Source organism: Arthrobacter sp. Dra40 (assembly GCF_059091905.1).
The window spans coordinates 1-13,962 of sequence record NZ_JBNHHB010000034.1; the positions used below are offsets into that span (position 1 = coordinate 1).

Annotated in this window: 10 protein-coding genes and 1 pseudogene; 5 read left to right on the forward strand and 6 right to left on the reverse strand. The window is 67.8% G+C overall.

The window, feature by feature from the left end; genetic code table 11:
* A pseudogene (locus tag AC5RWT_RS15535) lies at positions 1 to 82 on the reverse strand (30S ribosomal protein S4); the annotation flags it as partial.
* 216 nt (positions 83 to 298) lie between these two features.
* Here AC5RWT_RS15535 and dtd point away from each other — a divergent pair.
* Positions 299 to 751, forward strand: a complete 453-nt coding sequence (gene dtd, locus AC5RWT_RS15540) for a D-aminoacyl-tRNA deacylase (RefSeq protein ID WP_494043694.1) — start codon at positions 299 to 301, stop codon at positions 749 to 751.
* A gap of 37 nt (positions 752 to 788) precedes the next feature.
* Here the strand turns inward: dtd and AC5RWT_RS15545 are convergent, their stop codons facing one another.
* The 3 genes from AC5RWT_RS15545 to aspS all read right to left on the reverse strand — a co-directional run bounded on the left by AC5RWT_RS15545 (position 789) and on the right by aspS (position 4,887).
* Entirely contained in the window at positions 789 to 2,213 is a 1,425-nt protein-coding gene (locus tag AC5RWT_RS15545) for a replication-associated recombination protein A (RefSeq protein WP_494080943.1), read from the reverse strand.
* Between the two features lie 136 nt (positions 2,214 to 2,349).
* Positions 2,350 to 2,967 carry a GNAT family N-acetyltransferase gene (locus tag AC5RWT_RS15550; RefSeq protein WP_494080944.1) on the reverse strand — a complete coding sequence of 206 codons (618 nt, stop codon included), beginning with the start codon at positions 2,965 to 2,967 and terminating at the stop codon, positions 2,350 to 2,352.
* A gap of 93 nt (positions 2,968 to 3,060) precedes the next feature.
* On the reverse strand, positions 3,061 to 4,887 hold the full coding sequence (gene aspS / locus AC5RWT_RS15555) for an aspartate--tRNA ligase (RefSeq protein ID WP_494080945.1): 1,827 nt from the start codon (positions 4,885 to 4,887) through the stop codon (positions 3,061 to 3,063).
* A gap of 208 nt (positions 4,888 to 5,095) precedes the next feature.
* Between aspS and AC5RWT_RS15560 the strand changes: the two genes are divergently transcribed.
* Positions 5,096 to 6,346, forward strand: a complete 1,251-nt coding sequence (locus tag AC5RWT_RS15560; RefSeq protein ID WP_494080946.1) for an APC family permease — start codon at positions 5,096 to 5,098, stop codon at positions 6,344 to 6,346.
* A 137-nt stretch (positions 6,347 to 6,483) separates the two neighbouring features.
* Here the strand turns inward: AC5RWT_RS15560 and hisS are convergent, their stop codons facing one another.
* A complete protein-coding gene (gene hisS, locus AC5RWT_RS15565; RefSeq protein ID WP_494043689.1) occupies positions 6,484 to 7,833 on the reverse strand; it encodes a histidine--tRNA ligase in 1,350 nt (449 codons plus the stop codon).
* A 194-nt stretch (positions 7,834 to 8,027) separates the two neighbouring features.
* Between hisS and AC5RWT_RS15570 the strand changes: the two genes are divergently transcribed.
* From AC5RWT_RS15570 to AC5RWT_RS15580, 3 genes are all read left to right on the forward strand, one after another.
* A complete protein-coding gene (locus AC5RWT_RS15570; protein WP_494080947.1) occupies positions 8,028 to 8,819 on the forward strand; it encodes a peptidylprolyl isomerase in 792 nt (263 codons plus the stop codon).
* Between the two features lie 64 nt (positions 8,820 to 8,883).
* Positions 8,884 to 10,671 carry a DUF349 domain-containing protein gene (locus AC5RWT_RS15575; protein ID WP_494080948.1) on the forward strand — a complete coding sequence of 596 codons (1,788 nt, stop codon included), beginning with the start codon at positions 8,884 to 8,886 and terminating at the stop codon, positions 10,669 to 10,671.
* A gap of 95 nt (positions 10,672 to 10,766) precedes the next feature.
* Positions 10,767 to 11,378 carry a type IV toxin-antitoxin system AbiEi family antitoxin gene (locus AC5RWT_RS15580; protein WP_494043686.1) on the forward strand — a complete coding sequence of 204 codons (612 nt, stop codon included), beginning with the start codon at positions 10,767 to 10,769 and terminating at the stop codon, positions 11,376 to 11,378.
* A gap of 69 nt (positions 11,379 to 11,447) precedes the next feature.
* Here AC5RWT_RS15580 and AC5RWT_RS15585 read toward each other — a convergent pair whose 3' ends face one another.
* Positions 11,448 to 13,658, reverse strand: coding sequence for a RelA/SpoT family protein (locus tag AC5RWT_RS15585; RefSeq protein WP_494080949.1), 2,211 nt, complete (start codon positions 13,656 to 13,658; stop codon positions 11,448 to 11,450).
* Positions 13,659 to 13,962: the final 304 nt, after the last annotated feature.

Consider the following 13,962-nt stretch of genomic DNA (forward strand, 5'->3'; position numbering starts at 1 on the left):
ACTTCTCAGCCTTGGGCGTCAGGGCAATGCCAAGGGCACGCGAAATGCGGACCTTGCGGCGGGCTCGTGTGTTGTTAGCCACGATGTCCTTCCAGTTATGTGCGGGTGCAATGGTTTGCTGGCCTCCAAGTCCCGGAGAGCGTTGGTCAACCGCTACCTTCAGCTACAGTCCGTCCCGGGCACGCTTCTCCCCTTCGCTGAATTGCCCTAGGGATCGACGGCGCAAGAACGGCTTGCCAGTCAGCCAACCATTCTAGCATCAGCCGGCCGCTCGCCCTGCCACGTCTAGGCTGGCTGGATGCGAGCCATTCTGCAGCGCGCCAGCCGCGCCAGCGTCAGCGTCGACGGCACGGTATTGGGTGCCCTGTCCGGCCCCGGCCTGGTGGTTCTAGTGGGTGCCACCCATTCCGACACCGCCCAGGACGCCGCGCTACTGGCGGAGAAGATCTGGCGGCTGCGCATCCTGGACGGCGAACTCTCCTGCGCCGATGCCGGCGCCCCGCTGCTGGTGGTCAGCCAATTCACGCTGTACGCCGATACCCGGCGCGGCCGGCGGCCGTCCTGGTCCGCGGCCGCCCCCGGCGACGTCAGCGAGCCGCTGCTGGAACAGTTCGTCGCCGCGCTGCGCGGCTTAGGCGCCCAGGTTGAGACCGGCGTCTTCGGCGCCATGATGGAGGTGGAACTGGTGAACTCGGGCCCGTTCACCATCAGCCTGGACACCGAGGACTTCGCCAAGCCGCGCCGCGGCTGAAGCGGCGCGCCGCCCGAAGGCCGGGACCCCGCCGTCGTTAGGATCCGCGGATGATCTTGCGCAGCCGCTCCACCCGGGCCGAGATCTCCCGTTCGGCGCCGTTCGTGGTGGGTTCGTAGTAGTTCCGGCCCACCAGGTCGTCCGGCGCGTACTGCTGGGTGGCGATCCCGTGCGGGGCGTCGTGCGAATACACGTAGCCCTTGCCATGGCCCATCCCCTTGGCCCCCGAGTAGTGGGAGTCGCGCAGGTGGACCGGAACCCCTTGGCCGCGCCCAGCCCGGACGTCCGCCACGGCGGCGTTGATCGCGTCGTGGCAGGCCGGCGACTTCGGCGCGGTGGCAATGTGGACCACGGCCTGGGCCAGCACCAGCCGGGCCTCGGGCATGCCGATCAGCTGGACGGCCTGGGCGGCGGCCACCGCGGTCTGCAACGCCGTGGGATCGGCCATCCCCACGTCCTCGGAGGCGTGGACCATGATCCGGCGCGCCACGAAGCGCGGGTCCTCCCCCGCCTCCAGCATCCGCGCCATGTAGTGCAGCGCGGCATCAACGTCGGAGCCGCGCATGGATTTGATGAAGGCACTGGTGATGTCGTAGTGCTGGTCCCCCGCCTTGTCGTAGCGCAAGGCGGCTCGGTCCGTGGCGCGCTCGGCGTGGCTGAGCTCCACCCGGACCGGGGCCCCGTCTTTGCCTTCCCCGCCGGATTCGCCCCAGGCCACGCCCGCGGCGGCCTCCAGCGAGGTCAGGCCGCGGCGGGCGTCGCCGGCGGCCAGCCGGACCAGGTGTTCCAGTGCCTCCTCGCTCAGCTCCACGCGGCCGGCCAGCCCGCGCTCGTCCTGTACCGCGCGGACCAGCAACTGCTCAATGTCGTCGGCGGTCAGCGGTTTCAGGGTCAGCAACAGCGAACGGGACAGCAGCGGCGAGACCACCGAGAACGACGGGTTCTCCGTGGTGGCGGCGACCAGCACCACCCAGCGGTTTTCGACGCCGGGCAGCAGCGCGTCCTGCTGTGCCTTGTTGAAACGGTGGATCTCGTCCAGGAACAGCACCGTGGTGGTGCGGTGCAGGTCGCGGGCGGTCAGCGCCTCGTCCATCACGCGGCGCACGTCCTTGACGCCGGCGGTGATGGCGGAGAGCTCCACAAACTTGCGGCCCGGGCCGCGGGCGATCACGTGCGCCAGCGTGGTCTTGCCGGTGCCGGGCGGACCCCAGAGCATGACCGACGACGGTCCCGCCGGCCCGGTGGCCGCGCCGCCGGCCGCCAGCAGGCGCAGCGGCGAACCGGGCTGGAGCAGGTGCTGCTGGCCCACCACGTCATCCAGCGTGCGCGGCCGCATTCGAACCGCCAGCGGGCTGCGCGGACGGGTGGATCCGCCGCCGTCGCCGGACGCTGCACCGTGGCCGTCGCCCCCGCCGTCGTAGTCTTCGTCGTCGTCCGCGGCTGCACTGAACAAATCACTCACACCGTCAAGGCTATCCGTTCATCTGCCCTGCTCCAGCGGCCCCGCCTGTGCCCGCCCCGGCGCGCGGCCCAGCGCGCGGCCCTGCCTGCGCTGCCGGGGTACTGCCCACATCCCCACGGCAAGGGTGCCGCACGGTTTATTGCCCGAAGTCGATCCGCATCACGGCCCGGCGGGCGGTCGGGCGGCTGACTTCGCGGAAACCGGCCGCGGCGAAGATGCTGCGGCTGCCAACGTAGAGTTCGCCCCACGTCATTTCCTGCCCGGGCTTCGGGATCAGCGGATACCCCTCGATGGCGCGGGCACCGTTGTCCTGTGCCCAAGCCGGCACGGCCGCGGCCAGCGCCCGGCTGATGCCGCGGCGCCGGAAGCCCGTCCGGGTCACAAAGCAGACCGCCGCCCAGACGGTGCCGTCGTCCGGATCCTCGTCGCGGCCGGCCCACACCACCCGGCTGGTCCGCAAGCGCCGGTAAGCCGTCCGCGGTTCCACCGCACACCAACCCGCCGGCTCACCGTCCAGATAGGCAACCAGGCCGCTGGTGGAATCGGCCGCCGGATTACCACACGCGGTCTCGGCCCGGAGCCGGAAGGCCCGTTCCTCCACATGCTCCTCCCGCCATTGGGCCGCAGGGGTCTGGAACCACTGGCACTGACAGCGGGACGCCTCGCCGCGGACACCCAGCACTGTCTGCAGGTCTCCCCACGATGCTTCATTCGCAGGCACGATCGCACCGTCGGCGCCGGTGTCCGTAGTCATGCCCCCAGCAGACAGCACAGCGGGCGCGCACCACAAGAGGTGCGCGCCCGCCGTCGTCCGTCAGTGCCGAATGCGATGCCGGCTGATGCCGGGTTACTTGGCCTCCGGCTCCTTGGCTGGCTCCTTGGCCGGCTCCGTGGCGGAGTCCTTGGCCGGGTCCTTGGGTTGGGGCTTGGCGTCCACGCCCGCTTCCTTGCGCTGCTGCGGCGTGATCGCGGCCGGAGCGGCGGTCAGCGGATCGTAGCCGCCGCCGGTCTTCGGGAAGGCGATGACCTCGCGGATTGAATCCTCGCCGGCCAGCAACGCCACCACGCGGTCCCAGCCGAACGCGATGCCGCCGTGCGGCGGGGCGCCGTACTTGAAGCCTTCCAGCAGGAAGCCGAACTTGGTCTGCGCCGACTCCTTGTCCAGCCCCATCACCTTGAACACGCGCTCCTGCAGGTCGCGCTTGTGGATACGGATGGAGCCGCCGCCGATCTCGTTGCCGTTGCAGACAATGTCGTAGGCATAGGACAGCGCCGACTCCGGATCGGTGTCGAAGGTGTCCATGAACTCCGGCTTGGGCGAGGTGAAGGCGTGGTGCACGGCCGTCCACTTGCCGGAGCCGACGGCCACGTCGCCGGAAGCCACGGCGGCTTCGGCCGGCTCGAACATCGGCGCGTCCACGATCCACACGAAGGCCCAGTCGCCGTCCTTGATCAGTCCGGTGCGGTGCCCGATTTCCACCCGGGCCGCGCCGAGCAGGGCGCGGGAGGCGGAGCGGTCGCCGGCGGCGAAGAAGATGCAGTCACCGGGCTTGGCGCCGACGGTGCCCGCGAGGTTCTCGCGCTCGAAGTCGGTGAGGTTCTTGGCCACCGGGCCGGTCAGCTCGCCATCCTCCTGGACCAGCACGTAGGCCAGGCCCTTGGCGCCGCGCTGCTTGGCCCATTCCTGCCAGGCATCCAGTGTGCGGCGGGCCTGCGAGGCGCCGCCGGGCATCACCACGGCGCCCACGTAAGGGGCCTGGAAGACGCGGAAGGTGGTGTCCTTGAAGAAGTCGGTCAGCTCGGTGAGCTCCTGGCCGAACCGCAGGTCCGGCTTGTCCGAACCGTACTTGTGCATCGCCTCGGCGTAGGTCATCCGGGCGATCGGGGTGCTGATCTCGACGCCGATCAGCCGCCACAGCGCCTGCACGATCCGCTCGCCCAGCGCGATGATGTCGTCCTGGTCCACGAAGCTGGCCTCAATGTCCAGCTGGGTGAACTCCGGCTGGCGGTCCGCGCGGAAGTCCTCGTCGCGGTAGCAGCGGGCAATCTGGTAGTACTTCTCGAAGCCGCCCACCTGCAGCAACTGCTTGAACAGCTGCGGGGACTGCGGCAGCGCGTACCAGGACCCCGGGGCCAGGCGTGCCGGCACCAGGAAGTCGCGGGCACCTTCCGGCGTCGACCGGGTCAGCGTCGGGGTTTCGATCTCCACGAATCCGTCGGCGTGCAGCAGTTCGCGAGCCGTCCGGTTGACCTCCGAGCGCAACCGCAGCGCCTTCGACGGGCCGGGCCGGCGCAGGTCCAGGTAGCGGTGCTTGAGCCTGGCTTCCTCGCCCACCTCCACGTGCTCGTCCACCTGGAACGGCAGCGGGTCGGCGGTATTGAGAACGACGACGTCCTCCGCGATGACCTCTATCTCACCGCTGGCAAGGCCCGGGTTTTCGTTGCCCTCGGGGCGCTTCTCCACGGTGCCTTTGATCTGCAGCACATATTCGTTGCGCAGCGCATGGAAGACATCCTCTTCCCGGACCACCACCTGGGCCACACCGGAGGCATCGCGCAGATCCAGGAAGGCCACACCACCGTGGTCGCGGCGGCGGGCCACCCAGCCGGCGAGGGTAACGGTTTGTCCGATGTGGTCGGCCCTGAGGGTGCCGAGGTCGTGTGTGCGCAGCACAACAGTCCTTCCGGTAGAACGAATTGCTCAGCTGTCCGCCCGCTGTTGTTCACCTGGTGCGGCGGCGGGGTACGGCTATGGTTAGTGGAGACGTACACGAGTTTACCGTTGATCACGCGGCGCCCCGGACCTGTTCTCCGGCCATGCGGCCCGAGCGGCCCGGTGGGCCGGAGCCCCCGCGGGCCCGCAGCAAGGAGCTGTGGCATCTGTGAGTAGTGAATCATCGCTGGAACGCCGGCTGGGCGGGGTGGACGCCACCACGGTGGGCGTTGGCTCCATGATCGGCGCGGGCGTCTTCGTCGTCTTCACCCCCGCGGCCGCTGCCGCCGGGCCTTGGCTGCCGCTGGCGCTGGCCATCGCCGGCATCGTGGCCTACTGCAATGCCAGCGCCACGGCGCAACTGGCCAGCGTCTATCCCACCAGCGGCGGCGCTTACATCTACGGCCGGAAGCGCTTGGGCGAATGGCCCGGCTTCCTGGCCGGCTGGAGTTTCGTCACCGGCAAAATTGCCTCCTGTGCGGCCATGGCGCTGACCTTCGGCATCTACGTTTTCCCCGACTATGCCACCGCCGCCGCGGTGGCCGCGGTGGTGGTGCTGACCTCGGTCAACCTGCTAGGCATCACGAGGACCGCCTGGGTGACCCGCTGGATCGTGGCATTCGTGGCCGCCATTCTGGTTTTCGTGGTCGTGGTGGCGTTCGACGCCGATCCCATCGGCGGCCCGGCAACGGCGACCGAAGTTTCCCCGTACGGAGTTCTGCAGGCCGCCGGGCTGTTCTTCTTCGCGTTCGCCGGCTACGCAAGGATTGCGACCATGGGCGAAGAAATCCGCGAACCAAAAAAGCTTATTCCGCTGGCCATCTTCTCCGCCCTGCTCATCACGTTCGTGCTTTACGTGCTGATCGGACTGGGCCTGCTGCGCTACCTGGGACCGGAACTACTGGCGATGACCGCAGCCCCGCTGCACGCGGTAATGGAAGAGGTCGGCGGCGGCGTGGGCACCACCGCCATCGCCATCGCCGCCGCCGCAGCGAGCCTGGGCGCACTGCTGGCTTTGATCGCCGGCGTCGGCCGGACCACCTTTGCCATGGCCCGGGAAGGCGACCTGCCCCGGGTGTTCAACAAGGTGGGCACGCGCTTCAAGGTACCGTGGGCTGCGGAACTGGTGGTCGCCGCCGTCGTCATTTTCCTGCTGCTCACCCAGGACGTGCTGGCCGTGGTGAGCTTCTCCAGCTTCGGGGTGCTGATCTACTACAGCGTCGCCAATGCCGCGGCCCTGACCTTGGACGAGAGACCGTGGCATGCGCCGAAGCTGCTGAACGTTGCCGGGCTGGTCGGTTGCCTGCTGCTGGCGTTCACCCTGCCGGTCACTTCGGTGGTGCTCATGGTGGCGGTCCTCGGCGCCGGCGTGATCGGCCGCGCCGCCCTGGCGCCGGTTCGCCGTCGGCCCGGCGCCTAAGCAACGACAGCTTCGGCCGTCGCGGCCCGCCGGGCCCCGGAACTCAAGCGGAGCGACCCACCGGGCCGCCCCTGCTGCCGACGTGCGTGCGGCGGCAGCAGGGGCGGCCGGCTAAGCGAGGCCGGCGAAGCCCGGGGTCAGTGGGCGGCGGCGGTGACCTGCGGAACCAAGTCCTCGGCCGGCGGCGCCCAGCTGGAAGGATCGGCAGCGTGCTGGTCTCCGGAACGGATGTCCTTCACTTCGTGGCTGTGGGTGCCGTCCTCTGCCACCGAGGTGAACCAGACGAACGGGATGCCGCGGCGGTCAGCGTACTTGATCTGTTTACCGAACTTGTCCGCCTTGGCGGCCACTTCCACGCTGATGCCGCGTTCGCGCAGCTGGCCGGCCACGTCCTGGGCCTGCGACCAGCTGTCCTCGTTCGCCAAGGTGACCAGCACCGCCGTCGGGACATGCCGCGATGCGGTGGCGAACTCCTGGCCCAGAATCCGCATCACGAGCCGGGTCACGCCGATGGACAGCCCGACGCCGGGGAACGTGCGGTTGCCCTTGGTGGCCAGCGCGTCGTACCGGCCGCCGGAGCAGATGGAGCCGAGCTGCTCGTGGCCCACGAGCACGGTTTCGTAGACGGTGCCGGTGTAGTAGTCCAGTCCGCGGGCGATGCTCAGGTCGGCCATCACCTTGCCGGGGGCCCGTCGGTGCGCCTCGCCGATGACTTCCTGCAGCTCGGCCAGGCCGGTCTCCAGCAGTTCGTGCTCGACGCCGAGGGCACGCACCTGGTCCACGAAAGAGGTGTCTTCGGTGCGGATGGAGGCCAGCTTCAGCGCAGCCTGCGCCTGTTCGTCGGTGGCCCCGAGTTCTTCCTGCAGCAGCGCGGCCACCTTTTCGGGGCCGATCTTCTCCAGCTTGTCGATGCTGCGCAGGACACCGGCGGTATCGGTCAGGCCGATGCCACGGTAGAAGCCCTCGGCGAGCTTGCGGTTGTTCACGCGCAGCTTGAAGTCCGGGATGGGCAGCGCGCTGAGGGCCTCGACGATCACCAGCGCCAGTTCCACGTCGTAGCGGAACGGCAGCTCGCCGTCGCCCACCACGTCGATGTCCGCCTGGGTGAACTCCCGGGCGCGGCCTTCCTGCGGGCGCTCCCCGCGCCAGACCTTCTGGATCTGGTAACGGCGGAACGGGAAGGCCAGGTGGCCCGCGTTCTCCACCACGTAACGAGCGAACGGCACGGTGAGGTCGAAGTGCAGCGCCAGCTTGTCCTCGTTCTTGCCTTCGGCTTCGTCGGCCTGCAGCCGGTGCAGCCCGTAGACCTCTTTATCAATCTCGCCCTTGCGCAGCAGCTGGGCCACGGTTTCGACGGCGCGCGTCTCGATGGAGGAGAAGCCGTGCAGCTCAAAAGTCCGGCGCAGGGAATCCAGCACATGAAGTTCCACGAGCCTCTCCTGCGGAAGCCATTCCGGGAAGCCTGACAGCGAGGCCTTGCGTGCCATACGGACGTATCTCCTAGTAGATGAGGGGTCAAGAAGGGCTGGTCGTTCTGAAGCCGGCGACCGCGCAGCGGCACTGAATCGCTAAACTGGCTGCTGGACCATTTTAAGGCCTGCAACGGCAGCGGAACCAAACCGCCCTGCCGGTGCGGTCCCGCCGGCGGGGCGGACCCAGTCAGCGTAGACCAGGAGGAGCATTGGCACGGAACAGTCCGGACCGCGAAGCCCGGCGTCGTATTGCCCGGATGGAAGCCAAGCGCGACCTGCGCCGGCAGCAGCTGGCGCGGCGCAAGCGGGACAACATTGCCGCCGGTGTGGCCATCGCGGCCTTGATAGCCGGTGCCGTGGCCGTCCAGCTGACCGTCTTCGCCGCGAACCCCACCCCGTCCCAAATGGAACAGGTCCGCCAAGGCCTCGAGGACCCCGCAGCCGTGCCTTCGCCGTCGTCCTCCGTCAACGCAGCCCACATCCCCTCGCCCGAGGTCGCCGCGGGCAAGGTTTTCAGCGGCACCATCGCGACCAACGAGGGCGACATCGGCGTGGAATTGGATGGCAAGGCTGCTCCCCAGGCGACGGCGGTCTTCAGCACCTTGGCGAAGGACGGGTTCTTCGAGGGCAAGACCTGCCACCGGCTCACCACGGCCACCAGCATGGGCGTGCTCCAGTGCGGTTCCGTGGACGGCGCTGGCAGCGGCGATCCGGAATACCAGTGGGGACCGGTGGAGAACACGCCCGAGGACGGCGTCTACCCGGCAGGCACCATCGCCGTCGCCCGCGGTGCGAGCACGTACAGCAACGGGACGCAATTCTTCATTGCGTGGAAAGATTCGACGATCCCGCAGGATACCGGCGGCTACACGATTATGGGTAAGGTAACCGAAGGGCTGGACGTGATCGAGCAGATTGCGGCCGGCGGCGTCGAGGATGCCAATAGCCAGGACGGCCCGCCTAAAATACCGGTAACGATAAAGTCGTTCACCCTTCAGTGAACCCAACACCACGACGGTGCCGCCAGAACAGGCGGCCCCGGACACAAGCGAAAGAGTTCTAGCGGTGACACCTAGTCAACAATCCGACGAAACAGCTCAAGCCACCGAGACCGAACAGGTCGCGGCCGCTCCGGCACAGGTTGAGCAGGCGCCGGCTGAGCAGACCGAGCAGGCCCCGGCTGAACAGGCCGAGCAGGCCTCTACCGAGCACGTCCCCGCTGAGGCAGGCGAGGCCGAACAGGCGCCGGTTGAACAAACCGAGCAGGCCCAGGCTGAGGCAGATCGGGCCGAGCAGGCCTCTACCGAGCAGGCCTCTACTGAGCAGGCCCCCGCTGAGCAGCTTCAGGCTGAGCAGTCCGAGCAGGCCCAGGAAGCAGGCACTCCTGTGGCGCCGGAAGCCTCTGCCGCCGAACAGCAGGCATCCGCTAATGCGGCACCGGCTGTCCCCGAAGCTTCCGCCGAGGCCCCGAGCCCGGCCGCCAAGCCGACACCGAAGCCCATGCCCGGACCGAAGCCGACGCCGGCCGCCATGCCCGGAAAGAGTGCTGCTGGCGCTCCGGCGCAGCAAGTCATCCCGGCCCCGGCGGTCGCCTCCACACCGTTGTCCGAGGCGTCCAAATGGGCCCGGGTAACCGACGACGGCCATGTGTTCCTGCTGATCGACGGTCAGGAACACCCGGTCGGACAGTATCCGGACACCAGCAAAGACGAGGCGCTGGCCTACTTCGTGCGCAAGTATGACGACGTCGCAGCCCAGGCGGCACTGCTGGAACAGCGCGTGGAAGCCAAAGCCCCGTCCACTGACATGCACAAGACGCTGGAGCATCTGAAGGCCCAGACGGCCGAGCGCCACATGGTGGGCGACATTCCCGCCTTGGAGGCCCGGCTGGAGGCACTGGGCACTGCCATCAGCGAACTGCAGAAGGCCGAGAAGGCCGGCCAGGAGGCCCAGCGGGCGGCTGAACTGGCTGCCCGCGAGGCCATCGTCGCCGAAGCCGAGGAGATTGCGGGCAAGGAACCGTCATCCGTGCAGTGGAAGACCAGCAGCGCCCGCATGAACGAGCTCTTCGACGCTTGGAAATCCGCCCAAAAGAACGGCGTCCGGCTGGGGCGCAGCACCGAGGACGCACTCTGGAAGCGATTCCGCTCGGCCCGCACGGTCTTCGACCGGCACCGCCGCGCATTCTTCAGCCAGCTGGACAGCGACAACGCTGCGGCCAAGGCTGCCAAGGAAGCCTTGATCGCCCGGGCGGAAGAGCTCTCCAGCTCGACCGACTGGGGCCACACTGCCGCCGAGTACCGCAAGCTGATGGACGACTGGAAGGCTTCCAAGCGCGCTAGCCGCAAGGATGATGACGCCCTGTGGACCAGGTTCCGTGCAGCCCAGGACAAGTTCTTCGCGGCGCGCCAGTCTGCCAATGAGGCGATCGACCAGGAGTTCTCCGCCAACTTGGCGGTCAAGGAGGCGCTGGTAGCCGAGGCGCAGGCGCTGCTGCCCGTGACCGACCTGGCCGCGGCCAAGAAGTCCCTGCAGTCGATCCGCGATCGCTGGGAGGAAGCCGGGAAGGTACCCCGCGGTGACATGCAGCGGATCGACGCCGGCCTGCGCAAGGTCGAGGATGCCGTCAAGTCTGCCGAGGATGACCACTGGCGACGGACGAACCCGGAAACCAAGGCCCGTACCAACAGCGCGCTGTCCCAGCTCGAGTCCGCGATTGCCGGGCTCGAGGATGATCTGGCACAGGCCGAACGAGCCGGAGACCAGCGGCGGATCGCCGCGGCACGCGAGGCCCTGGAGGCACGCCGCCAGTGGCTGGACACCCTTCAGCGCTCGGCCGAAGACTTCTCCTAGCAGCTAAGCTACACAACCGGAGGGGCCGGGAACGCTTTCCACAAAGCGCTCCCGGCCCCTCCGGCTGTCGGGTGCCGTTTGGCATGCTGGCTGGCATGGTCCTTCACCTTTCCCCTGCCTCGCCGGCTGCAGCGGCGCAAGCTCAGCCGGCGGTACTGCGCCCCGGGCACCCGTTCAGTCGCAGCGAACTCGAGTGCATGCGGCTGGACGGCCTGTTGGTCAACGTCTATGGCTCGGGGTTTGCGTTGCCATGGGACCAGATCACGCCCAGGCACCGCGCGGCTGCCGCCTTCTTCAGCCTGCCCGAGCAGGTCCGTCGGAAGGTGGTGCTGGGCAGGTTGACGGCGGCGTGGGTTTACGGCTGCGCCCCGGAACCCGAAAAGCTCTCGGTACTGCTGGACCACCGGCATCGGGCAATCTCGCAGGGACGCTATCGCCCGGCCCTGATCCATGAAGTGACGCTGGGCCCCTTGGATACTGTGACCATCGGCGGCGTCCCGGTCAGTACCCCGCTGAGGACCGCACTGGACGTGGCATTGCATGCTCCGGAACCGGATGCGGTCCGCGTCCTGACTGCACTGGCCGGAGCCAAGGGGCTCGGTTGCCAGCTGGACGTCATTCGGCAGGCGATCGAGGCCAGACCTAGACTGCCGGGCAAAGCCCGGGCGCTGCAGCGTATCGGCGCGGCGATGGACGCGGATCCGTAGCCGGAAGCTCCACCAGGCACGGGCGAGGGCAAGCTTCAGCGGTAGGGGTCAGTCAGCGGTAGGGCTCAGTCAGCGGCGCTGCGACCCCGAGGTGCGGTACACGTCGTACACGCCGTCGATGCGCCGGACGGCACTGAGGACGTGGCTCAGGTACTTCGGATCGCCCATCTCGAAGGAGAACCGCGATATGGCCAGCCTGTCGCTCGAGGTGTGCACCGTCGCGGAGAGGATGTTGACGTGGTTCTCGGCCAGCACGCGGGTGACGTCGGAGAGCAGGCTCTTGCGGTCCAGCGCCTCCACCTGGATCTCCACCAGGAACACGCTGGACTGGGTGGGCGCCCAGGCGACGTTGACTATGCGGTCGGGGCTTTCCCGCAGCTCCGCCACGTTGCGGCAGTCGGAACGGTGCACGGAGACGCCTGAACCCCGCGTGACGAACCCGACGATCGGATCCGGCGGTACCGGGGTACAGCACCGGGCCAGCTTGACCCAGACATCGCCTACGCCAACCACTGTGACGCCGGAGTCCGGATGCTTGGGGCGCTTGACCACCGTCGAAATGGACGGCTCGGTTTCCTCGACCGCTTCCTGCCCGCCGAGCAAGCCAACCAGGTGCTCGATGACGTTTTGCGCGGACGTATGGCCGTCGCCAACCGCGGCGTACAACGCAGACACATCTGCGTGGTGCATTTCCTGCGCCACCGACATCAGCGCGTCGTGCGTCATCATCTTCTGCAGCGGCAGGTTCTGCTTCCGCATGGCGCGGGTGAGATGTTCCTTGCCCTTTTCGATCGCCTCTTCGCGACGCTCCTTGGTGAACCACTGACGGATCTTGTTCCGCGCCCGCGGGCTCTTGACGAAGCCCTGCCAGTCCTGGCTCGGGCCGGCGCCCTCCGCCTTGGAGGTGAAAATCTCCACCCAGTCGCCGTGGTTGAGCTCGCTGTTGAGCGGTACCAGTTTGCCGTTGACCCGGGCGCCGATGGTGCGATGGCCCACCTCGGTATGCACCGCGTAGGCAAAGTCCACCGGCGTTGATCCAGCCGGCAGCGCCATGACTTCGCCCTTGGGGGTGAAGACGAAGACTTCCTTGGCATTAATTTCAAACCGGAGGGAGTCCAAGAACTCGGCCGGATCGCTGGTTTCCTGCTGCCAATCGACCAGGCTCCGGAGCCAACCCATGTCGCCGCCGTCGGCCGTGCCGCCGCGGGCAATGTCCTTGTACTTCCAGTGCGCCGCAACGCCATACTCGGCGCGGCGGTGCATCTCGTGGGTGCGGATCTGGATTTCTACCGGCTTGCCGCCCGGGCCGATCACCGTGGTGTGCAGCGACTGGTACATATTGAACTTGGGCATGGCGATGTAATCTTTGAACCGCCCGGGCAGCGGGTTCCACCGCGAATGCAGGGCGCCCAGCGCTGCGTAGCAGTCGCGGACGGTGTCCACCAGCACGCGGATGCCCATCAGGTCGTGGATGTCGTCGAAGTCCTTACCCCGCACAATCATCTTCTGATAGATGGAGTAGTAGTGCTTCGGCCGGCCGGTGATCGTGGCCTTGATCTTGACCGCGCGCAGATCATCGCCGATCTTGGTGCGCAGGGTGGTCAGGTACTTCTCGCGTTCGGGGGTGCGCTCCCCCACCATCCGCACGATCTCCTCATAGACCTTGGGATGCAGGGCCGCGAACGAAAGGTCTTCCAACTCCCACTTGATGGTGTTCATGCCCAGCCGGTGGGCCAGCGGCGCGAAGATCTCCAGAGTCTCGCGGGCCTTTTTGGCGGAAGACTCCGGGGACACGAAGCGCCAGGTACGGGCATTGTGCAGCCGGTCGGCCAGTTTGATCACCAGGACGCGGATGTCCTTGGCCATCGCCACAACCATCTTGCGCACGGTCTCCGACTGGGCCGCATCACCGAACTGCACCTTGTCCAGCTTGGTGACGCCGTCCACCAGCATGGCCACCTCTGGGCCGAACTCTTTCTTCAGCATGTCGAGGGTGTATTCCGTATCCTCGACGGTGTCGTGAAGCAGCGCGGCGGCCAGAGTCGTGCCGGTCATGCCCAGTTCGGCCAGAATGGTGGCCACGGCCACCGGATGCGTGATGTAAGGATCGCCGCTCTTGCGCTTCTGGCCGCGGTGGCTGCGCTCCGCCACAACGAAGGCGCGCTGGATTAGATCGAAGTCCTCGCGCGGATTGTTCGCCCGCACGGTGCGCAACAGCGGCTCGAGGATCGGCGAATAGCCGGATCCACCTCTGCCGGCCAACCGGGCCAGCCGGGACATGGTGCGTTCCCGACGGCCTGGGAAAGCATGGCGGACCGGTGCAGTGCCCGGGGCATCCTTGGCCGCAGGCACCACAGAGGAACCAGGATCCGGCTTCGTGCCGCTATCACTGGCCTGCTCTGTCGACCTGAGGTTCTCGGCCAATCCTGCCCGCCTTTCCGACTTGTCCTGGCCTTGCCGCTGGCGCCGATTATTCCGCCCGCCAGCAGCAGCACCAACTCAACGCTGTTCCGCAACGTCTAGTCTATGCCCGCTGATGCTGCCCGGGCACCCGGAGTTGCGTCAGACGGCGACGGCCGCAGAG

Bases quoted from the DNA above. Each gene is read 5' to 3' on its own strand.
- dtd (WP_494043694.1), top strand. From the start codon at position 299: ATGCGAGCCATTCTGCAGCGCGCCAGCCGCGCCAGCGTCAGCGTCGAC.
- AC5RWT_RS15550 (WP_494080944.1), bottom strand. From the start codon at position 2,967: ATGACTACGGACACCGGCGCCGACGGTGCGATCGTGCCTGCGAATGAA.
- hisS (WP_494043689.1), bottom strand. From the start codon at position 7,833: ATGGCACGCAAGGCCTCGCTGTCAGGCTTCCCGGAATGGCTTCCGCAG.
- AC5RWT_RS15580 (WP_494043686.1), top strand. From the start codon at position 10,767: ATGGTCCTTCACCTTTCCCCTGCCTCGCCGGCTGCAGCGGCGCAAGCT.
- AC5RWT_RS15585 (WP_494080949.1), bottom strand. From the start codon at position 13,658: ATGTCCCGGCTGGCCCGGTTGGCCGGCAGAGGTGGATCCGGCTATTCG.